Below are 22,617 nucleotides of genomic sequence, written 5' to 3'. Positions count from 1 at the left end.
TTTTCTAACCAATACGAGTGTTGTATGGGAAAAAGCAGTTAAAAATTATAGTGAGAAGTTAATCGAAAACTCAAATAAAATATATGATGAGCTACTTGAAAAAGAAATTATCCCGGAAATTAAACGTGAAAGTCCTGACGAACTTTCCATTACTGAACTTGAAGAAATAGCTGAAAGATTAGAAGAAACGGTGAACGATTATAATAAGAAAATTGAGGAATGTGAACTTGGAAGTGAACGTAAAAGCATTCGTTCAGAGAGAAAGTTTCCTAAGCAAGCATTGAAACGAATAAAGGACTTTATTGATCGAAAGAAGAAATACACACAAGATATGGCTATATTTGGAGAAAGAAACAGTTATTCTAAAACCGATCATGATACTACTTTTATGCGTATGAAAGATGACTATATGAGGAATGGACAATTGGGAGTACAATGGAGAGCATGACTATTACGTTTGTCCGAACGGACAAAAATTAACTTTCCAGTACTTTTCTAATCGTACAGATCGTTATGGATTTACAAGGGAATTTAGGGTATATCAATCTGAAAATTGTAATGATTGTCCATTACGCTCTCATTGCACAAAAGCAAAAGAGGGGAACAATCGAAGGTTGTTTATTAATAAAAAGTGGGAAGAGCAAAAAGAATATATAAGAACTAAGCTTTCGGAAGAAGAAACTGGAGACATTTATAAAAAACGCAAAATAGATGTTGAACCAGTTTTTGGATTCTTGAAGGCTAATTTGTCGTTCACTCGATTTTCCGTTAGAGGAAAATCGAAAGTAGAAAATGAATTAGCATTTGCCTTAATGGCGGTAAACTTAAGAAAGTATACCGCCAAAATCCAAAATGAAAATAATCCTAACAATCCAAAACAAAATAGAAATTGCGGAAACAACAATTCAATGTTGATTCCGCAATTTTTCTCATCTAAGACTGGTTATGTCCCAGCCTCGACTTTTTATATGACCAACAGTTTATTAATTGCATGATATATACGGTGGGCGATATCAGGCTTGTTCATTGTATACAAATGAATACCATCCACACCTTGAGTGATCAGATCAACAATTTGATCAACTGCATAGGCGATACCCGCCTCTTTCATTGCCTCGGGATTATCTTCGTACCTTTGCATCATCGCTAAGAATTTCTTCGGGAGCTTTACACCACATAAACTAACCATCCGTTCGATTTGTCTTTTATTAACAACCGGCATAATCCCAGCTTGAATAGGGACATTTATCCCTGCGATTGCAGCATGTTCTTGAAATGAATAGAAATAGTCATTATCAAAAAATAATTGAGTAATCAAATGATCTGTTCCTGCATCAACCTTTCTCTTTAAATAGAGAATATCTTTGACAATACTATCAGATTCAATATGACCTTCAGGGTAACAAGCACCAATAATGTTAAAATCACCATGTTCTTTAATAAATGAAACCAGATCGCTCGCATAGTTAAATTCATTTTTAGGCGCTATATTCGGGTTAATATCTCCTCGAAGTGCTAGAATATTTTTTATGCCTTGCTCTTCAAATTCACGAATTAGATTTAATGCCTCTGTTTTAGATAAATTAATACTCGGTAGATGGGCAACACTTTCAATCCCATAGTGATTCTTTATCTTCGATGCAATTTCAACTGTTTTTGATCGTGTACCTTGACCAACTGCTCCAAATGTGACGCTAATAAAATCTGGGTCTAATTCTGTTAATTGTTCAACTGTGTCATAAATCATATTTACTGATCCTGGCTGTCTCGGCGGAAAGATTTCAAATGACAAGACTTTTTTTGAATCAAATAGATCTAAAGTTTTCATTGAAATAATTCCCGTTTAACTTCATTAACCGCTTCAACCATATTTCTAAGACTTTCTGCAACTTCCTTATTCCCTCTTGTCTTTAATCCACAGTCTGGATTGACCCAAACTTTTTCCAGTGGCATCTTCTCTAAGATATGGGTGATGACAGCTTTAATCTCAGGTACACTTGGAATTCTCGGCGAATGAATATCGTAGACACCTGGTCCGACTTGTGTTTTAAATTGATTTTCTCGTAAAACATCCACAATTGAAAGATCTGAACGAGATGCTTCAAAGGTAATTACATCCGCATCCATTTGGTCAATATCTTCAATAATATCCGAAAATTCACTGTAGCACATGTGTGTATGAATTTGCGTTTCAGGTCTTACGCCACTATGAACGAGTCGAAAGGCAGGAATTGCCCAATCAAGATATTCACTGTACCAATCACTTTTTCTAAGCGGTAACTTTTCTCTTAAAGCCGCTTCGTCTACTTGAATATGACGAATACCTTCTTTTTCAAGGTCAAGCACTTCTTCTCTTATCGCCAAAGCAATTTGTAAAACACAATCTTTTAGCGAAATATCTTCTCTTGGGAATGACCAATTTAGAATCGTAATTGGTCCTGTTAACATCCCTTTCACTGGCTTATTTGTTAGTGATTGAGCATAGACAGAGTACTCAACTGTGATCGGACTTGTTCGGCTCACATCTCCCCAAATAATCGGTGGTTTCACACATCTTGTTCCATACGATTGTACCCAGGCATTTTGAGTAAAGATAAAGCCTTCAAGATGTTCACCAAAATATTCAACCATATCGTTTCTTTCAAACTCGCCATGGACTAAAATGTCTAAGCCAATGTCTTCTTGTAGTGCGATACATTCTGCAATTTTTTGTTTATTAAATGCTGTATAGTGTTCTAAAGAAATTTCACCCTTTTTAAATCGTGCACGGTTTTCCTTTACATCAAGTGTTTGTGGAAACGAGCCAATTGTCGTTGTCGGTAATGACGGTAGATTGAATTTTTCTCGTTGCAGACGTTCCCGTTCAGAAAAAGCAGGTTGTCTTTGAAAATCTTGTTCAGTTAATGATTTCACTCTATCCTGTACAACTAAATTTTCAAAGTGATCACGATTATCAAAGATAAACTTTCTTGTTTTGAACTCTAAGTTATCCTGATAGTTTTCCTCCTTTAAAATATCCGATAATTCGATCAATTCAGTTAACTTTTCTTCAGCGAATGCTAAATGTTGTTTTTCTGTATCCGCAAGTTTATGTTCGTTGTCTAAAGTGTATGGAACATGAAGTAATGAACAAGACGTATTAAGAACGATCGATGGACTCTTCACTTTTAATTGATTAATTAATAATACTGTTTGATCATAGCGATTACGCCAAATATTTTTACCATTAATAACTCCAGCAAACAAGATTTTATCGTTCGGGAAACCAAACTCATTAATCAATGTTAAGTTTTTTCTTCCTTCAACAAAATCAAGACCTAAGCCGTCGAAAGGTAAATCGATTGCTGTTTGATAGATATCACGGATATCGCCAAAGTAAGTTTGAAGAAGTACTTTGATTGAACCTTTTCGTTCAAGAATCTCTGTGTAAAGTTGTTTAAATAGGGTTTGATCTTCTTTAGTCAAATCCATCACAAGTGATGGTTCATCAAATTGAATCCATTCTGCCCCCAACTTTTCAAATGTCTCAATGATGTTGACATAGGCTGTCACTATATCTTCAATAAAATCATTCGCCTGTTTTTGACCCGTATATTTAGCCAATTTTAAGAAAGTAAATGCACCTATAATAACAGGCTTAGTAATTACTCCATTATTCTTTGCTTCTTCAAATTCTTCAAAAGGTTTATTTCCAACTAATGATAACCTAGTCTCATCTTCAATTTCAGGAACAATATAGTGATAATTCGTGTTAAACCACTTCTTCATCGCCAATGCTTTTACATCGCCCTGCTCACCTTGGTAGCCTCGAGCCATTGCAAAATATTGATCGATTGGAGTTAGTTTTAATTGTTGATACTTTTTCGGGATCGCATTTAGTAACACTGCTGTATCTAGAACATTGTCATACAACGAAAAATCATTTGATGATATAAAATCAATTCCTTTATTTAGCTGTTTGTCCCAATGCCTTTTTCTTAACTGTGCTGCTGACTTTTGAAGCTCAACTTCTGTAAGGTCTCCCTTAAAGTATTGCTCTGTTGCAAATTTTAATTCTCGTAAAGCTCCTATCCTTGGATACCCAATCACTGCTGTTTTCATTATTATTCCCCCTCGTATATTATGTTTAGGCCCTATCATTTGAGCCCAGATTTTCTTGCATTTTCTGCTGAATATAGTCAAAAGTCTTGGACGTCCCGAGATGTTCCTAGATAATGGTCTTAGGATCATTTGGGACAATTCTTTTCCCCCTTGTGGCTAGACCACACTATAAAGACTGTTTCCCAGTGTGCGTGCGGACCTTCCTACTCGCAGGCTGTGCACCCTGAACCTCGAACCTAGATGATAGTAGCTCTGGGGCGGCTTTCGAATCAGGGATAGTACTTATACACGAGGTTGCTGATCGGCGTTCACACTAGGGATATCTCAGGGTGTCCAAGAAATAAGTACCAATGATTCTAAATCGAAAGGAGGAAATCCCCCATGAAATTATTTGCTGGATTAGATGTTAGTTCTTTTGATATCAAGGTTTGTTTGTTAGATGGTGAAGGAGAAAAGGTTAAATCCTTCACGGTCTCTAATGACCTTCCTGGTGCGAGTGAGCTTCGGGATACCGTTTTAGAATGCGTGAATGGTCAGGCTGTTGATACACTCAGATTCGGGCTTGAGTCCACGTCTGTTTACAGTTTTCATCCATCCATGTTTCTTCATCATGACGAGGCTCTCAAAGCACTTGGCGCAGAGGTTTTTGTCATGAATCCGAAACAGATTGCGAACTTTAAAAAGAGTTATAGTGACATGGACAAAACCGATGAAATTGATGCCTTCGTCATCGCCGATTATCTGCGTTTTGGCCGATTGCCAATGTCCGTGGTAAAAGAGAGCCAATATGTTGCGCTCCAACAGCTTACACGTTCCAGGTATCAGCTGGTCCATCAGGTTACCAAGGAAAAGCAGCACTTCCTTCAACACTTGAGTTTTAAGTGCAACACTTTCAAAGAGGAGGTCGACTCTTCTGTCTTTGGAAATGCCATGATGGAGCTGTTTTTTGAGAAGTTCAGTCTGGATGAACTTGCGCAAATGCCGGTCGAGGATCTGGCTGCTTTTCTTCAGGAAAAGGGCAGAAATCGTTTTGGGAATCCGGAATGCGTTGCGAAATCCATCCAGAAAGCTGTTCGCTCTTCCTATCGTTTAGACAAGGTTGTTGAAGATTCCATCGATATCATTCTCGGAACGACTATTGAAGTTATTCGTACACTTCAAAAGCAGGTAAAAGAGATTGATAAAGCAATCGAGAGAATAATGGCTGGCTTGACGCAAACGCTTGTAACCATCCCTGGCATTGGGCCAGTATTCACAGCTGGAATTATCGCTGAGATCGGCCAAATCGAGCGATTTGATGATGAAACAAAGATAGCCAAATATGCAGGCCTTTATTGGCGAAAACACCAATCAGGCCGCTTTACAGCGGACGACACTTCACTTTCGCGGAACGGGAATCAGTACCTCAGATATTACCTGGTTGAAGCCGCCAACTCGGTAAGAAGGCACGTTCCTGAGTATCAAGCTTATTACGCGAAGAAATACCAAGAAGTTCCGAAGCATCAACATAAAAGAGCACTCGTCTTAACCGCAAGAAAATTAGTGCGTTTGGTGGATGCGCTACTACGCAATCACCAAGTCTACACGCCAAAAAGGAGCGTGAATATATGAAGTTAGCAAACTTCAAAAATCCTTTTAAATAATTCCAGTAATTACCAAATATTTACTGGTCTAGTTTCGTAATGCCTTTTTTAAGAAATCTGAACCTTGATAATCAAATATTTAATTATTTCTTTGTTGACATACCACCGCAGGTCTCGTTTGTTTATTAGCATGATTCTACCATATCGTATTCCAAATAAAGTAATACCTATTTCTTATCACTAGATATAGCTTTAAGCTATAGGTCAGTCATTCATATGAGTCAATTTCATAATACAAAAATCTAGTTAAGAACACGAACAATTACAAATGAAAATACAATATCATACGTAAATAAAGAAGCCTAATCAAGTGATTAGAACGGCAGGCGGCGACTCCAGCGGGAACAATCGTGTCCGAAGATCCAGTGATAAAAGCTTGGAAAGCTTTTATCAATTAGCTGAGGCCGATCCCGCGGAAAGCGTCCGCCTAGAGTGGAAATCACCGCGTCACCTATAACCCAATTGTTCGTGTTTTATAGCCAATTAAGTCATTATGAAATTCATTCATATAAGTAAACAATTATGAAATTGACTGACTACGGGAATAATATGCCTACATTTTTCAAGGTCAAGTAATGAGATTGAACTGACAGTTGAGTTATTCATTAAAAAAGACGGTTGATCACACCACATTAAAATGTGAGTAATCAATCGTCGATTCATTAAATATCAAACGCCCATGCGCCTTTACGGAAAACGGCTTCTGTTGAGCCATCAGGTAAAATCCCGTCAATGTCTAACTCAGCAGAACCAATCTTGAACCTCTCATGGCTAAAGCCACGAGATTCTTGGGTAGTCCGCTCTACTGAGCAGAATGAGTACATGATGTACCACCAAGCTATCCCCGCAGTTCCTGCGGTTACTGCGATTATGCAGATAGTAGTCTTTTGCCTTCGGCAAGAATATTCAAACTTGCGTTTACATCCCTATCCCATTCACTATAGCAAGAAGGACACTTCCATTGTCGCAAGTTAAGACCTTTAACCTCTTTGTTTTGGTATCCACAACACGAACAGAGTTGAGAGGAAGCGAACGTTTTGCCTACGACAACGACAATACGTCCATGCCACTTTGCCTTGTATTCAAGCATCGTTCTGAATTGATACCAGGACACTTCGCTAATTGCTTTGGCAAGTTTGTGGTTCTTCATCATGTTAGACACTTGCAAATCTTCAATCGCAATGATGTCGTGGTTTTTGACAATATACGTTGAAATTTTTTGCAAGTAGTCTGTTCAGGCATTTGCAATGCGTTCATGGATTCTGGCAACCTTAACTCGTTGTTTATTCCAGTTTGAAGAACCTTTCACACGTCTGGAAAGGATACGTTGTTCACGAATGAGTTTTTGTTCCATATTCCGTAGGAATTTCGGATTCTCGAACACTTTACCGTTAGATAGAATAGCGAAATCCTTTAACCCAACGTCAATACCGACTTCTTTGTTTGTTTTTGGCAATGGTTGCACGTCTGTTTCTACTAACAACGAAACAAAGTATTTGCCAGAGGGATTGCGTCTAACCGTAGCATTTAAAATACGACCTTCTACTTCTTTTGATTTCGCAAAACGAACAAGTCCAAGTTTAGGGCGTTTAATCTTATCTCCTTCTATCGCAATATTTCCGTTTGTGTGTTTCGTTGTGTACAACTGAACTTTATTCCTTTTTGACTTGAAACGTGGTGCATCATTCTGCTTCTTGAAGAATCGTGAATATGCGTCTGCGAGGTTCTTTACTGATGATTGAATAGCGATGCTATCTACTTCTTTTAGCCAAGGTAATTCTTTTTTTTAGATTCGGCAGTTCGGAAGAACATACTCCGTATGACAATCCTTTACCTGTTTCTTTGTATGTTTCGTTCCACTTCGCCAAGAAGTGGTTGAACACAAATCGACTGCAACCAATCGTTTTAACAATTAATACTTCCTGCTCTTTGGTTGGATAGATACGGCATTTGTATGCTTTATTTACTAACATTGCTTTTCACCTCACTTTCTGATTTTCGATGTATTGTCGTATTTGCGCTTCCGTGTGTTCACTTACGGTTGCCACAAAGTAAGAATGATTCCAAAGATTCCCTTCCCATAGCTTCTTTTTTAGCTGGGGGAACGCTTTAAATAGCAACCTTGCCGAAACACCCTTTAACGCTTTGATGATATTTGGAATTGAATGTTGCGGATTACAATCAATTAGGAGATGAACATGGTCACAATCAATTTCAATTTCTGAAATCGTGAAACCATTATCTGTAGCAATTTGATTGAGTATTTCCTTTAGCTTTTTATCTATATCACCAAGCAACACTTTATGGCGATATTTCACACACCATACAATATTTCACAGAAGCAGCAAATAAGGTAGAGGGCGGTGGCTGGGCAATTTTAGTCTGGTCGCCACGTTCAAGACGTTTAGAAATTCTTCAAGCAGAAAAACATCAAAATTTGAGTCAGTGGGATGTGATTCCATTGCTTATGTTTGATGTTTGAGAGCATGCTTACTATCTTAAGTATAAGAATGAGCGGGAAAAGTATATCGACAATTGGTGGAATCTCGTTAACTGGCCTGAAGTTGAAGCTCGCTTCAATCAAGCTAGTCAGGTGAAGTGGGAAGCGTACTAGTAGAAGTATATGAGACTAACTACTGATTAATAGAGTTAGTCTCATATACATTAAAACCAACCATTTCTTATTTACATGTGATCATAAGTTTTAAAGGATTAAGTTCGCATTCCCTTTTCTACTAATGTGAATAAACATGATCAACATAAAAAGCGGTTTTTCCAGATGAATGATTTCCACCAATAAACTGGATACCAACTTCTCTAATGTTTGAGCGATCAACATTTGATAAATCTAGTGATAGATCAATAGATTCTCCCGCTCTAATTGTCTGTACACCACTATCTCTCCACGTCCAGCCATCTCCGTACTTAACGTATAGCTTCACGTCGATACCAGATCCATAATTCCCCCAATTAGCACCCCTTACCGTTGCGTTTAATGTTGACCCAGATAAATTAAAGGGACCGATTCGATATAAATAGTGTTCTCTTCCAGATGCTAATTGCGCATCGGCTTTTAAAGCATATGAACCACTAGCACTCCATTCATTTGTTGCCCAAGGTCCACCAGATACATTGCTTGCTTCCCAACCTTCAGTACCATTCTCGAAGTTTGCGAAATGACTTACATCACCAGGAGTCTCTTCCTCACCATTTCCAGGAGTCCCGCCATTGTTTCCTGAAAAAACAGAAGCAATTTGACTCGTTTCTCTTAATCCATTTGCTCCATTTACAATCCTGTCACCCCAAGATGTTAAATAATTTCCTCCCCAATCATTTGATAGATCAAGATACTCCCACTCAGTTCCATTGCCTTTCCATGACCATGCTAACCAACCAACACCTGTCTGCTCCGCGTAACTCAAAATCGTATCTTCATCAACATCGCCATCTGTGTGATAATGACCAAATTCACCAATCACTAGAGCTAAGTCTTGATTGATCACACCGTTAATATTATCTCTAACCATTTGATCATCACCGCCAGCATATTCATACATATGAATCGAAAACATTGTATTCCCTAAACGATCTGCATTAAATACTTCTCTACCATATTGATGGATCGAGCTAGGAAATTGCCCCCAACCTGCTGCATCAATCATCAACGTATGTGTTAATCCAGCATCTCTTAATCTCGGTATCGCCTGTTTATAACCATCTGCCCAGAGACGACCATCCCAAGTGCCATACCATTCATTGACAATGTTTATGATCACCGTATCTTCTTTACCAATTAACGCATCTTTAATTTCAATCCAATAATCTACAGCCCGGTTCAAATCCGATAATGAATCCGACCCAGTAGCATCATGAACCTCAAGTACAGCGACTAAATTATTGGCTTCTGCGGTTTCAATCAAATTTCTGACTATGTTTATATCATCTTTTTGGTATTGCCCTCCATCAGATAATACAATTCGGATAGTATTCGCTCCTGTAGCCGCAATTGCAGGAATTGCCTCGGTATACGTGTCCTTATACCATGAATGGGCATGATTAACCCCACGCATAACAAATTGATTTCCATTTGCATCATACAGATTGGAATCGCTTACATAAAAGCCGTTAGCAGCTTTTACATTCACAATATTCCCAGGGACAAACAACATTAACACAGTTAATACAACAAAAAATACACTACTCAATAGTTTTAGTTTAGTTAACTTCACTCGTCTTCCTCCTTTTTATATGCTTTTACCTTCTCCTTAGTTTAATTACTCTGAAAGTTATCGCTCCTTTCCTCTTAAATTACTAAGTTGAAAATAAATTGACAATGAGATTAATTAAAATCAAATCATTATAATTAAGTTAACCACAACTTAATTGAAAACGCATTCATATCGGCGTTTAAACTATAAAGTAACATGATTTTCAAACCTTTTCAATAGTTATATTATACTAATTCAGCTTATCGATTAGCTTAACTTATTGGTTTTGTGGCGAAAATTTATTTATCGCAAAAAATAAAAATAACCACCAAAGGGGGAGTGCTAGTAGTGATGGAAATAAAATATGCGGAGTGACAGGCTTTAGGCGGAGACAAAACCCGAGTAATGAACAAACTGTGTTCAATACTCGGGTTTTATTATTTAATAACTATAACTTATTATCCTTTATACCTGTAAACATCTTCAGTCAACATTTCCTCTTCTCTCAACCAACGAGTTCCTGATACCTCAGGTAAAAGACTTTTATATTTACCGACATTTAAGATGTGTAGATGCCCAACCTTATCTATATTAACGGAATTAATGTTTGCAGTATTGTAAGCTGGCGCATGAATATGAATTAATAGTTGCTCTACAGCACTGATTTTATCATGCCATATTTCGTGTGATGGAGTTACTTGACCACTTAATCTAACGATATAAAAGATGAAATGATTTTCTAACCAATACGAGTGTTGTGTTATTCTCGTATAAAAAGTCTGCTCATTTGCTTGTCCAATATATAATAGAACATTTTCTCCGTAGACAAGGTGATTTCCATAAATTTGATAGATGCCATAATCCGTTTTCGTAGTTGTTTAGTGACCTTAAATCTTCGATACGAAAAGGACCTTCCCATTTTAATTGAATAACTTCAACTCTAATCATCCCGCTTTTTATGAAATATGGACCACTTTAACTCTAAATTAACAATTTGATATTTAAGCATAATTATCAGGTGTTTGTGACCTTAACCACTTATACAAATCTTTTGCAATGAATGAATAAATTGTATTGTAGTATGATTGGTCAGCATCGAACAATTTTTCATATGCAGATTGATTTTCAGTATACTGTTCAATAATAAAGTCTTGAAACTGTTCTTTAAACAAATTATTTTCAAACATTTCTACACTATTATTCCTTGCCATATTTACTAATTTTGCATCTGCACTTTTTCTAAGGGTTCGGTGCATTGTTTCTACTAGGACACGGTCACCCTCCGTAAAATCTTCTGGGAAACGTTCGTTGATTCTTTGGATGATTTCTTCTAATGTATCATGTTCATCTGTCGGTTTAACAGTTGCATCTACAGTGCCCGGATGTTCTAACATACCGCTTCCATCATCTTCTGCTATAAGCGATATTTCTCCCTGAAAGTCTTCTTGTAATTTGTAATATTCTAATTTTACTTTATCATCAATACTTATCTTTTCACGCTTTTCCTTGGGGATAAACTTAAGTAAGAAACCTGTAAAGATACTTTCCTCTAGTAAATCTTTATCAAAAGTTCGGTCAATTTGTGCAATGTAGTTATACCACTTATTAAAATTACGTAATGTCACTCTAAAATCATATTGCACATCTTCTTCTAGTTCCTCATAACGACCCAGTATTGGTTTGAATAGGCTGGATAATCTGCCAAGTAATCGTTCGTCTTGTTTATTACCTGCTTGTTCATTTATTTTCATTACTTGTTTAATGTCGTCATCATTATAAACATAAAACTTTCTTAATTTACTTTGTGTATCATAAATAAGGTTAATATTAATTTCTTCTTTTAATGTTGTCGCTTCATAGAAAGGTTGGAAAGCTTCAAATATATCTTCTTCTGTATTGACAAAATCTAAAACAAAAGTATCTTTTTTACCTGGCATGGTTCGATTTAAGCGTGATAAAGTTTGTACTGCTTTCACACCACGTAATTTCTTATCGACAAACATCGTGTGAAGTAATGGTTCATCAAAGCCTGTTTGATATTTCTCTGCAACGATCAGTAAATTAAAATCATCGCTATGGAAAGTTTCTTTCAATTGATTTTCTTGAATCCGTTCTCCAGACTTTGTGATATTTAGTTTAGGTTCCGTATATTCTTCTCCATCATCATTGACTGTTCCTGAAAACGCAACGAGGACATCTAAATCTTTATAACCTTTTTCCTCAATATATTGCTTAAACTCTTTCATATATCTGACTGCGTGTAATCTTGATGATGTAACAATCATTGCCTTTGCTCGACCGTTAATCGCTTTTTTCGTTACTTCTCTGAACTGTTCAATCATAATCTCTGTTTTCTGACGCAAAACCCAAGGATGAAAAGATTGGTATCTAGCAATCGCACGAACCGCTTCTGTTTTTGGTAATTCAGGGTTATCTTCAATTTCTTTTGCGATTCGGTAAGAGGTCTTATAAGTCATATAATTTTTAAGAACATCTAATATAAACCCTTCTTCTATCGCTTGACGCATGGAGTAAATATGAAAAGGTCGATAGCTACCATCTTTTTGCCTTGTCCCGAACATTTCAATCGTCTTTTCTTTCGGTGTGGCTGTAAAGGCAAAGAAGCTCAAATTGTTATGCTGACCTTGCGAAAGTAGTGTTTGCACTAGTTGGTCTTGATCATCTAAAGATTGGTTTTCAATTTCTTCTTCAATTTCTTGATATTCCTTTAAAGATGCTTCTTTATCTGCTAAAGCTTGCTTTAACTTTTGTGCACTTGATCCTGTTTGAGAGGAATGTGCTTCATCCACAATGACAGCAAAATTTCGTCCAGCCACACTATCTATCTCATCGTAAATGACAGGGAATTTTTGCAATGTTGTAATAATAATTTTCTTTCTATTATTAATAGCATCTTTTAAATGTTGGGACGTTTTATTATCCCCGATTGTTTCAACTTGACCAGTCGTATGTTCAAAACTGAGTAATGTATCTTGTAACTGCCTATCTAAGACAGTTCGGTCTGTCACGATAATGATAGAGCTAAAGATTGGCTCATCCTCTTGATTATGTAAAGAAGCCAAATGATAAGCCAGCCAAGCGATACTATTCGATTTTCCTGACCCTGCTGAATGTTGAATTAAGTAATTTTTACCCGCTCCATATTCTTTTGTATCTGCAACTAACTTTTTCACGACATCTAGCTGGTGATAACGTGGAAATATAAGAATATTCTTCTTCACTTCTAGGTTCATAAACCGTTCGATAATATCCATAAGTTGATTGCGCTGTAACACTTCTTCCCATAAATAGGCAGTTGGATAACCATCAGCATTAGCTGGATTTCCTGCACCACCAACATTTCCTGGACCATTGGAGCCTTGGTTAAATGGAAGAAAATATGTCTTATTTCTAGCTAGTTTCGTTGTCATGTAGACATCGTAATGATCTACCGCAAAATATACGAGAAACCGTGTGTTAAACTGAAAAACAAGTTCTCTTGGGTCACGATTTTGTTCAAATTGTAGTCTTGCATGTTCAACACTTTGGCCTGTATATTGATTTTTCAACTCCAAAGCGACAAGAGGTATACCGTTGACAGCGAGTACCATGTCAATCGAGTTACGATTGTTTGCACTATAATAAAACTGGCGAATACAGTGAAAACGATTAGCTTCATATAGCTTCAAGTTATCATAACTGATGGATGAAACAGGACGGAAATAAATGACACGGAAATGAACACCACGGTCACGAATGCCCTTGCGTAGAACGTGTAGTAGACCATGTGTTGTTACTTCTTCATTAAAACGCCTTATAAAACGGTCTACCGCAGCTTCTTTATAAATAGAAACATACCGCTTCCAAGCACGTGGTTGGGTTTCTTGAATGAAATCAATCAGGACAATAGCATCCATTCCAATAGAAGGATCATAGTTGGTTTCGGCAAAAGACACAGACTGCCAACCACCTTCACTTGTTAGTACTGTTTCAATATCTTGCTCAAAGCGAATTTCCTTTTTCTCAAGCATGAAACTTACCCCCCTTACACTTCTTTTTTCCCTGTCACATATTCATAGATTAAGGACTTCTTATAATCTTCAAGTTCCTCGATTATTTTTGTTTTGTCCTCAATCAATTTATCGATACGAGATGTTTGTTCGTCTAGGTAGGAGACGATTTGACGTTGTTCATTTATAGATGGAACAATAACTTCTATTTTTTTAATATCATTATAAGTAACGTTTTGACGCACACCACTTCCCATTCCATAGAACCCTTTATAAATATCGAAAGAATGTAAATACAGTCGAATGTATTTTGGTAATATTACATTTTTATGATCCGTTCTAATCGTTATATAAGCAGAAGTTATAATCCCTTTTTCTGTTACAAATCCTGTTCTTAAACTCACTTTATCATTTTGCAAATCCGTCATCCTTAATACAATATCACCGGATTCAACAATATTGTAATTTTTAAAATTGGCAGGTAATAAACCATCGGTAGAATTGATATTTCTTCTAATTATTGAACCGTAGGATAGGGATAGTAAGTTCTCCTCCTCAAGTTCATCGTTTTTATCTTTCACTTGGGAAAAATAGTTACTTATCTTTCTAACACTCCAATGTTTCGGAATCTTCCCAATCCACTCAATCCCACTATCTTTCATTTCCACATTCGGGTCTAAGCCTTTTGTAACTGCTTCTGTGATCAGTGATTGTTTGTATTTTTTTAGTTCTTCGATGGATTGTTGGGTTTGTGTAATGATATTATTAGTATTTTGAGTTAAGCGATCTAACGTTTGTCCTATTTGCTTTTGTTTATCATTTGGTGGGACTGGAATAGATATATTTTTCATTTTTAACCATTTCGTAGACCATAAGTCGTCTACAATTCCCGTACCCCATCTATAAAATTCTTCAGCAAAGGCATAATTCTTTAATAAATACTTTGTATAATCTCTATCTATTGTATAAGAATAGAGAACAGTATTTATAACTGAAACCGAACCATCCATAGATGAAATACCTGCAGACATCTTTCTATCTGATCGCGAATTAATTACAAAATCATTTTTTAAAACTAACTTCCTATTATTATGATTAGATGATTTGGCTGCTGTTTCTAGTTGTGGGACTATTCCATTTTTAGTAACCGATAAAGGTTCAAAGTCTAAGTCGGAAACCTTATCGGTTCTTTCAATATAATGTGAACCTATTTTGGAAACTTCCCAATCCTCCGGTATTTCCCCAATCCACTCAATTCCGCTGTCTTTCATTTTCCTAGTCAACATTCTCCACATCCTTCCCTGATAGTGCTTGGAAGTTTGCAACGATTGACTCTTCTAATTTTTTAATCCGTTCAGCAATAACTTCTGATGGTTCTGGTGCTGTGTACTTATAGAAAAGTCTCGTAAAGGGAATTTCATAACCGATCTTGTCTTTTGAACGATCCATCCAGGCATCTGGGTTGAAAGGTAATACTTCCCGCTCAAAATAATCATCAATATCTTCTGTTAAAGGGATATCCTCTGTGTCGCGAAGTTTTGGATCTGGTTTTGGATCCCCATTCTTTTTACGTTCAATTTCTCCGTTTTCATCTTTCAGCGGACTTTCGACAGTGACACGTGTAAAACCAAATTCTTCATTATCAAAGATTTTCGATTCAACAACACGTTCATCTAAGTAATATTCATCATTAGTAAACTCTCCATAAGCTTTGACAATCATGTCACGGCATTCTTCCGAAATATCAACACGCTTTTCACCAATGTTCTTCCTACGCTTTTCAAACATTTTTGATGCATCAATGAGCTGCACTTTTCCTTGACGTTCTTGAGTTTTGTTTTTCGTGATAATCCATATGTATGTCGAAATACCTGTGTTATAAAATAAATCATTCGGAAGTTGTACAATAGCTTCTAACCAATCATTTTCAATGACATACTGTCGAATTAAACTTTCACCTGCTCCTGGATTACCAGAAAACAATGCCGATCCGTTATGAATAATTGCCATTCGTCCAGTCTCTTTTAACTTTGAAATCCCGTTTAACTGAAACAATAATTGCCCATCACTGATTCTTGGTAGTCCAACCCCAAATCGCCCATTTTCACCAAGTTCATGTTCAGCCTTTACAGCATTTTGGTCACTCTTCCAATCAATCCCAAATGGCGGGTTAGAAATACAGTAGTCAAAAGTATAGCCTTCGAAAGCATCTTTTGATAGGGTACTGCCTAATGCCATATTGTCTGGATTTCCTCCACGAATCATCGTATCAGCCTTTGCGATTGCGTATGTTTCAGGGTTTAATTCTTGACCAAAGGTTGCAACTTCTGCACTTTCATTCATCTCATGAATTCGTTCTGTCATGGCTGACAACATTTGTGATGTTCCCATCGTTTGGTCATAAACTGTCTTCACCACATCTTTTCCAGTTAAAGTATCCTGATCTTCAACTAAGAGTAAATCTGTCATTAAATAAATAACATCCCTGCTCGTAAAGTGTGCCCCAGCTTCCTCGTTATAACTTTCTGAGAATTTTCTGACAAGTTCTTCAAAGACATATCCCATGTCTGTACTCGTCATCTTGTCTGGTCCTAGATCAACTTCTTTTTTACTAAATTCCTGAATGACATAAAAGAGGCGATCGTTTTCTGCTAGATTACTAATCTCTAAATCGAATTTAAAGTTAGCTAGAATATCCTGCATATTTTCCGAAAAACCATTTAAATAGGCTCTAAAGTTTGTTTCAATGTTTGCTGGATCTGCAAGCAATGTTTCAAATGTATAAAGGTTTGTGTTGTAGAAAGAATAGCCAGATGCTTTTGTTAGCATTTTGTTACGCATAGTTTCATTCATATTTTCTGTTTTCTTTGCGACATTTAATACAGCATCACGAGTTGGTTTTAATGTATCATGCAAACGCTTGATCACTGTCATCGGTAAAATGACCTTTCCATACTCATGAGGTTTATAAAGTCCGCGTAAAATATCCGCAACACTCCAGATTAAGTTTGCTTGTCTTTGTACATTAATTGATGTTTGTAAGTTTCGATTAAATTCATTCATTTTGTTCGCTCCTATTTCTCAAATTCTAAAATATCATGGACACGACAATTCAAAGTCCTGCATATCTTTTCAATACTCTCAAGTGAAATATATTCATTTCTTCTCATCCGTGTCGTAATATTCCCCGAATAACCTGCTTGTTTTTCTAATTCTCTTGTTGTCATATTTCGTTCATCTAATAAGTGAAATAATTTCTCATATCGTACACCCATTTCACTTCCTCCTTATCTTGAACGACTTCTGTCTACCTATCTAACATCATATCACGAAGACGTGAAACAGTCACTTGAAAATATGATATTCGTCTATTTTTGTCAATTCAAATAGAACTGATTTTCTTTTTTTAAAAAAAGGGGTTCGAATCGGTGAAATTATTCGCATATAGGTGAAGGACATATTTACAACTGTGAAACTTGTCGAGAGGTTCATAAGTGAAAAGACAGATTAGACAAACACACAGATAGAAAGATTCCCTCATTGTTCCTTGACAATTGAATAGCTAAACAAATTAAAGTCAAAGGAGGTGTATGTTTTCTGTGAGTGACATTGAAAGTATTCCAGCGGAAATGAAAGAGCACGATATATTTTGTTGCTGGAAAGAAGAAAAATGAAAGTACCATATAACGCAAGGACAGGCAGTCGTGCGAGTTCAAATGATTTAAGTACTTTTTCTTCGTATGAAGATGTGGTGAAAGTCATGGATGACTATACTGGCATAGGCTTTATTGTCAGCCATGACATTTGTGCTGTCGATTTAGATGACTGTGTCAATGAAGCGGGAGAGCTAAACGAAATTGCACAAAATATATTTGCTTATTTCCCGAACTCTTATATCGAGAAAAGTCCGTGCATATTGTCAAAAGCCACGACATCATTGCGATTGAAGATTTGCAAGTGTCTAACATGATGAAGAACCACAAACTTGCCAAAGCAATTAGCGAAGTATCCTGGTATCAATTCAGAACGATGCTTGAATACAAGGCAAAGTGGCATGAACGTACTGTCGTTGTCGTAGGCAAAACGTTCGCTTCCTCTCAACGCTGTTCGTGTTGTGGATACCAAAACAAAGAGGTTAAAGATCTTAACTTGCGACAATGGAAGTGTCCTTCTTGCTATAGTGAATGGGATAGGGATGTAAACGCAAGTTTGAATATTCTTGCCGAAGGCAAAAGACTACTATCTGCATAATCGCAGTAACCGCAGGAACTGCGGGGATAGCTTGGTGGTACATCATGTACTCATTCTGCTCAGTAGAGCGGACTACCCAAGAATCTCGTGGCTTTAGCCATGAGAGGTTCAAATATCATTCACACTAAATTGATACGTTTACCTATTACTCTACAGGTTGTAATGGAATAGTAAGTGGCAGGTCATTTTCCGGATTGGCGTTATAATAAAGAGGTACTTCGCCACTAAAGCCACCGCTACCAATTGGAATTGATTGATCGATTGTAGCTGTTTTAGAGCCGAATGGAATCACGGTTCTAATTTCAACATTTATATGGACAATCGGCTCAATATGAATACTATTAATTTTCATCCCTGTAATGAGCGTCTCAACCTTCGTATTAACGAAACCAATCACCTCTAAGTTAACAGGTATTTTTGGTCCTAAGTTTGCTAATAGCGGTACACCGAACGCTTGACCTAATGGAATTTCAATTAAGCTCGCTTGTTGTCGGATTAAGTCAATCTCATCATCAGTAATATCTAGTTCATTTAAAGCGACTGGATCAGGAACTGCTCCCCGTTCGAGTAATTTCAAAAATTGCTCGACTCGTTTTTGAATATTCCGTTGAATTTGTGCTTCAAGAGCTGAATTAACTTGATAGCTCACGACTCGTCCATTTTGATCATACTGAAATAAAATTAACTCACCTAGTTCTAAATCATCGTTAATTTTATTGCCAATCGCAACGGCCATTGCCATATTAGCATACTGTTCATTTCTTGTTTCAGCAATTTCTAATAATATCGGTTTAATACGATTATTTACATAGACTATACTTAAAAATACAATTAAGAAAAAAATAACTGTTGTTAGCGCAAATATATCTTTTTTTGTTCCAACATACCGTCTGTTTCTTCGCCACACAACAATCCCTCCTAACATAAATTATATATATGCTAGGAGGGTATAGTTTAGGCATTGTTTATAGCTTATAGCCGACAACTGTTAGATTCAATTCTTTAGCAAGATCTAGGTCATATGGTTTAACGACTTGATCATGATGACTAAATACTCGTACAATTGGTCGATTAGGTAATTTATTATTTTGTTTAACGACGATGGCATGGGCACCGTTGTTTAACTCAACTGTCACACCGTTAGGATAAACTGTAATGCTATCTCGAAAGATCCGAATCATTTCTTGATCAAATAATGTCCCACTACCGGCATATAAGATTTCCAGTCCTTCTTGTGGTAGCATGGCTTCTCTATATACACGATCACTTGTCACCGCACTAAACACGTCTGCAATCGCGAGAATTTTTCCATACGTATGGATCTCATCACCGATTAAACCGCGCGGATATCCTGAACCGTTTAATCGTTCATGATGTTGATACGCACAATGCGCAACAAGCAATGGAAAGTCTGTTTTTCGTAAATATTCAAACCCTAACTCAGGGTGTGTTTTTATTGTCTCAAACTCACCAGCTGTCAATTGACTTGTCTTCTTTAATATACCTTCTGGAATAAATACTTTACCAATATCATGGAGTAAAGCCCCTAAGCCAGTTTCTCTAATTTGATCATTTGAAAGCTTTAATTCATTAGCAAGTGCAATCGTATAAATCGTCACATCAACAGAATGCTCGAATAAATAATCATCACTAATAAATATATCTGACATGAGCGTAAGCATTTGATCATTCGATTGAATTTGGTTGATTAATGTATCAACAATCGATGTCATCTTTTGTGTAGTTTTATCTAACAAGTATGAGCTTTCTTTAAAACCGGTATCTTTAAACGAGTGAAAAAGAGACTTAACTGTATTGATTGAATCTGCCTTCACTTGTTCTGAAACCGTTGAGTGAATGACAATATCTTCAGAAAGCTCATCTTTTACATAAACAAAAGTAACACCTAATTCTAATAAGCGGTTGATAATTGGTCGTGTTAGCTTGACATGACTTTGAACTAAAACTCTTCCTTTATCATTATAGATTGGCTTGGCCAATTCATGTCCTTCTTTTAATCCCCGTGTTGTGACTAATCTCATAATGGTCTCCTAACCTTCGTTTAAATAAATAATTAAATTAAATTATTAAGCCTATTTTTATATATCGTCAAATTTTTTAACTTTTTAAATGCTAATTTATCCCTATGCAAGTTGTCGCAATGTTTGTCGCAACAAATCTCTCATAAACTCTGGTAAGAAAAACTGTTTTGACTTAGCCTGAGCGATAAATGGAGACAAATGTTCAAATGTAAACATATCCGCCGTAGCTAACCGATACGTTTTATCTAAAACGAGTGAGTGACCGTTAATTGTTAAGTGATCACACAAGTCCTGACCTCCACTCACTGGATCTCTATGACAATCTAGGCCAGCATAAACTAACTTACCCATTACTTCTCCTCGAAAACCATAACCCTTAACACGAATGCGTTGATATTCTTCGGCTAATCCTGCGCGAACAATTTCTATTAGCTCTTGACCCGTTACCACAACAACGCACGGATTAATCGGATGCGGACAATTACGATGCACGTCATATTCTGTAACCAATCCTTGTTTAAAACCGTTAAGTAAAAGACCTGCATTTAACATGGCAACGTCAGCATTTGTCCATTCTTTCAATGTTTTCGTTAAATGTTTAATTAATAGCGTTTCTTCATACCAATCTACCTTTAACGGTAGAGGTAATCTAGTAACTTCCTTCTGCAACATTCTCTCAGACTCTATTTCTTGGCGCTTAAGCAATTCGAGCACTTGTGGGTCTGGTAATTCATCCTTGATTGGATGAGCAATAGCATGCTTCTTGATCAGACGTTTTTCTTGATGATCCCACGTTAGAGCTAACTCTCCAACATAAAAGCCCGATTTCCCTACCCCTGTAAGAATCGCTTGATGATGTCGTTCTTCAGTTTTAAAAAGATGATGTGTATGTCCACCAATGATGACATCAATTTCAGGGAATTGCTCAGCAATTTTCCGATCAGGATTTACTCCAAGGTGAGATAATAAAATGATCAGATCGCTTTCTTCCTTAAGTCTATCAATATATTTATCTAACGTTTCATACGGATCATTAGCTCTCCAACCTAGTGGATGATAAAAATCATTAAATGGAGCTGTTAGACCAATTACAGCAATCTTTATTCCAGAAGCAGTAACCAATATGTGATATGGTTTTAGCCAATCTGGAGAATCATTTGTCTGACTCTCTAAATTGGCACAAGCTACGTTAAAGCTTGCCTGATCATATAGACTTGAAAGTTCTGCTTTCGTAAGTGTGATCCCCTCATTATTACCAAGATTAATAATGTCATAGTTAGCTAAATTTAATAACTCAACATTGCCTTTTCCTTTTAATGCTTCTGTAATCGGATTTACTCGATCAAGATGATCACCATTATCCAATAAAAAATAATCTTGCTGCTTGTTAACTCTAAGCGCAATTTTCTTTTTTAGAAAAGTCATGATTTTAGGCCAATTATCAAAATAACTATGTAAATCACTCGTATAGTAGAAATAAAGTTCCTCCCGCATAACTGAAAAACCCCTATCTAAACAAAGCTGTACTTTTTAATTATTATAGCACCAATTTATGTTTACAAGTTATCGTCAAAATAAAAAAAGAACTTATTTCTAGATATAACTAATCGAAATAAGTTCTCTTTTCCTATATTTATAGATTAAGATGATAGTGAAAGTACGTCATCAATGTATTCTCGAATTTCTTCTCGTAAATGATGCGTAATCATAATGACAGTGAGATCATTTTGCTCAAGCAGATTTTTTTCAATTTCTAATGCATTCTTTTGATCAAGGCTAGAGGTTGCCTCAATTTTTTTGCCTCTAATCAAACCCCTTGCTAATGCTAGGCGCTGCTTTTGTCCTCCTGATAATAAACGACCACCTTCACCAATTGATGTATCGATTCCATTTGGTAGAAGGTCAATCACATCTTGTAAGGCACTTTTTGCGATTGCATGATTGATTTCGCCTTCTGTAAAGGATTCATCTAACGTAATATTGTCCCGAATTGTCCCATCAAATATATATGGCTGCTGATCGAGATATAAAATGGATTCCCTTAAACTATCACCTGAGATCGAGTTTAATTCATAGCCATTGAACTTAACCGATCCTGGATAATCTGTTAGCTTTCCATTTAGGATATTGAGAAGCGTTGTTTTGCCACTACCACTCGTACCCACGATCGCGTATTTCTTCCCTAAGTCAAATACCTGATTAATGTTATCTAACACTTGTTTATCTTCATATGCATAGCTTAAATTTTAAATGATTATTCCTGAATTAGAGTTGCAATCAGTCAAGCGCACTTTGCTTGCCTGAGTTAGCTAAAAGCGTGTCCGCGGAAAGCAAGTGTATTTCGCCTGCGGTAAACAAGTTG

The 22,617-nt window shown here is 36.6% G+C and carries 17 protein-coding genes and 3 pseudogenes; 6 read left to right on the top strand and 14 right to left on the bottom strand.

Translation table 11 applies throughout. The features are described 5' to 3' along the window. Nucleotides 1-190 precede the first annotated feature (190 nt). Together AXY_RS13180 and AXY_RS13175 are read left to right on the top strand one after the other, a co-directional pair. A complete protein-coding gene (locus AXY_RS13180; RefSeq protein WP_015009571.1) occupies nt 191-448 on the top strand; it encodes a hypothetical protein in 258 nt (85 codons plus the stop codon). Continuing rightward, nucleotides 417-995: a transposase gene (locus tag AXY_RS13175; RefSeq protein ID WP_015009570.1), complete on the top strand. Its 579-nt coding sequence runs from the start codon at nt 417-419 to the stop codon at nt 993-995. Before AXY_RS13180 ends, AXY_RS13175 begins: the two co-directional genes overlap by 32 nt. On the opposite strand, the gene metF is transcribed toward AXY_RS13175, so the two are convergent. Both metF and metE read right to left on the bottom strand, forming a co-directional pair. Next, complete coding sequence (gene metF / locus AXY_RS04325; RefSeq protein WP_015009569.1) at nt 965-1,828, bottom strand: methylenetetrahydrofolate reductase [NAD(P)H]; 864 nt, start codon at nt 1,826-1,828, stop codon at nt 965-967. The genes AXY_RS13175 and metF overlap by 31 nt on opposite strands. Continuing rightward, nucleotides 1,825-4,101, bottom strand: coding sequence for a 5-methyltetrahydropteroyltriglutamate--homocysteine S-methyltransferase (gene metE, locus AXY_RS04320; protein ID WP_015009568.1), 2,277 nt, complete (start codon nt 4,099-4,101; stop codon nt 1,825-1,827). Before metE ends, metF begins: the two co-directional genes overlap by 4 nt. Nucleotides 4,102-4,482: 381 nt before the next feature. On the opposite strand from metE, the gene AXY_RS04315 reads away from it, so the two are divergent. After that, entirely contained in the window at nt 4,483-5,712 is a 1,230-nt protein-coding gene (locus AXY_RS04315) for an IS110 family RNA-guided transposase (RefSeq protein WP_015009567.1), read from the top strand. 694 nt (nt 5,713-6,406) lie between these two features. Here the strand turns inward: AXY_RS04315 and AXY_RS12755 are convergent. The 3 genes and pseudogenes from AXY_RS12755 to tnpA form a co-directional block, all read right to left on the bottom strand. After that, nucleotides 6,407-6,568, bottom strand: coding sequence for an aminopeptidase (locus AXY_RS12755; protein ID WP_015009566.1), 162 nt, complete (start codon nt 6,566-6,568; stop codon nt 6,407-6,409). A gap of 44 nt (nt 6,569-6,612) precedes the next feature. Next, nucleotides 6,613-7,717: pseudogene (tnpB, locus tag AXY_RS12750) on the bottom strand (IS200/IS605 family element RNA-guided endonuclease TnpB). A gap of 6 nt (nt 7,718-7,723) precedes the next feature. Next, nucleotides 7,724-8,074, bottom strand: coding sequence for an IS200/IS605 family transposase (tnpA, locus tag AXY_RS04305; RefSeq protein ID WP_051007528.1), 351 nt, complete (start codon nt 8,072-8,074; stop codon nt 7,724-7,726). Between tnpA and AXY_RS12530 the strand changes: the two are divergent. Further along, nucleotides 8,074-8,358, top strand: a pseudogene (locus AXY_RS12530) (superoxide dismutase); the annotation flags it as partial. The gene tnpA and the pseudogene AXY_RS12530 sit on opposite strands and share 1 nt — an antisense overlap. Before the next feature lie 121 nt (nt 8,359-8,479). Here AXY_RS12530 and AXY_RS04300 read toward each other — a convergent pair. The 5 genes from AXY_RS04300 to AXY_RS04280 all read right to left on the bottom strand — a co-directional run bounded on the left by AXY_RS04300 (nt 8,480) and on the right by AXY_RS04280 (nt 17,237). Next, nucleotides 8,480-9,973 (bottom strand): glycoside hydrolase family 5 protein, encoded by a 1,494-nt coding sequence (locus AXY_RS04300; protein ID WP_015009562.1) that lies wholly within the window; start codon nt 9,971-9,973, stop codon nt 8,480-8,482. 980 nt (nt 9,974-10,953) lie between these two features. Continuing rightward, nucleotides 10,954-13,983, bottom strand: a complete 3,030-nt coding sequence (locus AXY_RS04295; RefSeq protein ID WP_015009561.1) for a type I restriction endonuclease subunit R — start codon at nt 13,981-13,983, stop codon at nt 10,954-10,956. A 14-nt stretch (nt 13,984-13,997) separates the two neighbouring features. Beyond that, entirely contained in the window at nt 13,998-15,248 is a 1,251-nt protein-coding gene (locus AXY_RS04290; protein WP_070104672.1) for a restriction endonuclease subunit S, read from the bottom strand. Then, nucleotides 15,238-17,025, bottom strand: coding sequence for a type I restriction-modification system subunit M (locus AXY_RS04285; protein WP_015009559.1), 1,788 nt, complete (start codon nt 17,023-17,025; stop codon nt 15,238-15,240). Before AXY_RS04285 ends, AXY_RS04290 begins: the two co-directional genes overlap by 11 nt. 11 nt (nt 17,026-17,036) lie before the next feature. Continuing rightward, nucleotides 17,037-17,237: a helix-turn-helix domain-containing protein gene (locus AXY_RS04280; protein WP_015009558.1), complete on the bottom strand. Its 201-nt coding sequence runs from the start codon at nt 17,235-17,237 to the stop codon at nt 17,037-17,039. Nucleotides 17,238-17,632: 395 nt separating this feature from the next. Here AXY_RS04280 and AXY_RS12905 point away from each other — a divergent pair, with 395 nt between their 5' ends. Together AXY_RS12905 and AXY_RS04275 are read left to right on the top strand one after the other, a co-directional pair. Then, the gene (locus AXY_RS12905; RefSeq protein WP_172634995.1) at nt 17,633-17,932 is read left to right on the top strand and encodes a hypothetical protein; all 300 of its coding nucleotides are present in this window, start codon (nt 17,633-17,635) and stop codon (nt 17,930-17,932) included. Beyond that, nucleotides 17,869-18,213, top strand: a pseudogene (locus tag AXY_RS04275) (RNA-guided endonuclease TnpB family protein); the annotation flags it as partial. The gene AXY_RS12905 and the pseudogene AXY_RS04275, both read left to right, overlap by 64 nt. Nucleotides 18,214-18,358: 145 nt before the next feature. On the opposite strand, the gene yunB reads toward AXY_RS04275, so the two are convergent. The 4 genes from yunB to AXY_RS04255 form a co-directional block, all read right to left on the bottom strand. After that, complete coding sequence (gene yunB, locus AXY_RS04270) at nt 18,359-19,120, bottom strand: sporulation protein YunB (RefSeq protein WP_155835466.1); 762 nt, start codon at nt 19,118-19,120, stop codon at nt 18,359-18,361. A 58-nt stretch (nt 19,121-19,178) separates the two neighbouring features. Continuing rightward, nucleotides 19,179-20,255, bottom strand: a complete 1,077-nt coding sequence (locus AXY_RS04265) for an HD-GYP domain-containing protein (RefSeq protein WP_015009554.1) — start codon at nt 20,253-20,255, stop codon at nt 19,179-19,181. 102 nt (nt 20,256-20,357) lie between these two features. Continuing rightward, on the bottom strand, nt 20,358-21,749 hold the full coding sequence (locus tag AXY_RS04260) for a bifunctional metallophosphatase/5'-nucleotidase (protein ID WP_015009553.1): 1,392 nt from the start codon (nt 21,747-21,749) through the stop codon (nt 20,358-20,360). A 146-nt stretch (nt 21,750-21,895) separates the two neighbouring features. Then, nucleotides 21,896-22,471 (bottom strand): ATP-binding cassette domain-containing protein, encoded by a 576-nt coding sequence (locus tag AXY_RS04255; RefSeq protein WP_015009552.1) that lies wholly within the window; start codon nt 22,469-22,471, stop codon nt 21,896-21,898. Nucleotides 22,472-22,617 lie beyond the last annotated feature (146 nt).

This window comes from Amphibacillus xylanus NBRC 15112 (assembly GCF_000307165.1).
Taxonomy (GTDB): Bacteria; Bacillota; Bacilli; order Bacillales; family Amphibacillaceae; genus Amphibacillus; species Amphibacillus xylanus.
This window is presented reverse-complemented; position numbering and strand designations above follow the sequence as displayed.

What these genes read in the sequence shown, in the direction of transcription:
- AXY_RS04280 (WP_015009558.1), bottom strand. Translation starts at nt 17,237, where the DNA reads ATGGGTGTACGATATGAGAAATTATTTCACTTATTAGATGAACGAAAT.
- AXY_RS04285 (WP_015009559.1), bottom strand. Translation starts at nt 17,025, where the DNA reads ATGAATGAATTTAATCGAAACTTACAAACATCAATTAATGTACAAAGA.
- AXY_RS12755 (WP_015009566.1), bottom strand. Translation starts at nt 6,568, where the DNA reads ATGTACTCATTCTGCTCAGTAGAGCGGACTACCCAAGAATCTCGTGGC.
- AXY_RS04290 (WP_070104672.1), bottom strand. Translation starts at nt 15,248, where the DNA reads ATGTTGACTAGGAAAATGAAAGACAGCGGAATTGAGTGGATTGGGGAA.
- AXY_RS12905 (WP_172634995.1), top strand. Translation starts at nt 17,633, where the DNA reads ATGAAAGTACCATATAACGCAAGGACAGGCAGTCGTGCGAGTTCAAAT.
- AXY_RS04315 (WP_015009567.1), top strand. Translation starts at nt 4,483, where the DNA reads ATGAAATTATTTGCTGGATTAGATGTTAGTTCTTTTGATATCAAGGTT.
- metF (WP_015009569.1), bottom strand. Translation starts at nt 1,828, where the DNA reads ATGAAAACTTTAGATCTATTTGATTCAAAAAAAGTCTTGTCATTTGAA.
- AXY_RS04295 (WP_015009561.1), bottom strand. Translation starts at nt 13,983, where the DNA reads ATGCTTGAGAAAAAGGAAATTCGCTTTGAGCAAGATATTGAAACAGTA.
- AXY_RS13175 (WP_015009570.1), top strand. Translation starts at nt 417, where the DNA reads ATGGACAATTGGGAGTACAATGGAGAGCATGACTATTACGTTTGTCCG.
- AXY_RS04260 (WP_015009553.1), bottom strand. Translation starts at nt 21,749, where the DNA reads ATGCGGGAGGAACTTTATTTCTACTATACGAGTGATTTACATAGTTAT.
- AXY_RS04265 (WP_015009554.1), bottom strand. Translation starts at nt 20,255, where the DNA reads ATGAGATTAGTCACAACACGGGGATTAAAAGAAGGACATGAATTGGCC.
- metE (WP_015009568.1), bottom strand. Translation starts at nt 4,101, where the DNA reads ATGAAAACAGCAGTGATTGGGTATCCAAGGATAGGAGCTTTACGAGAA.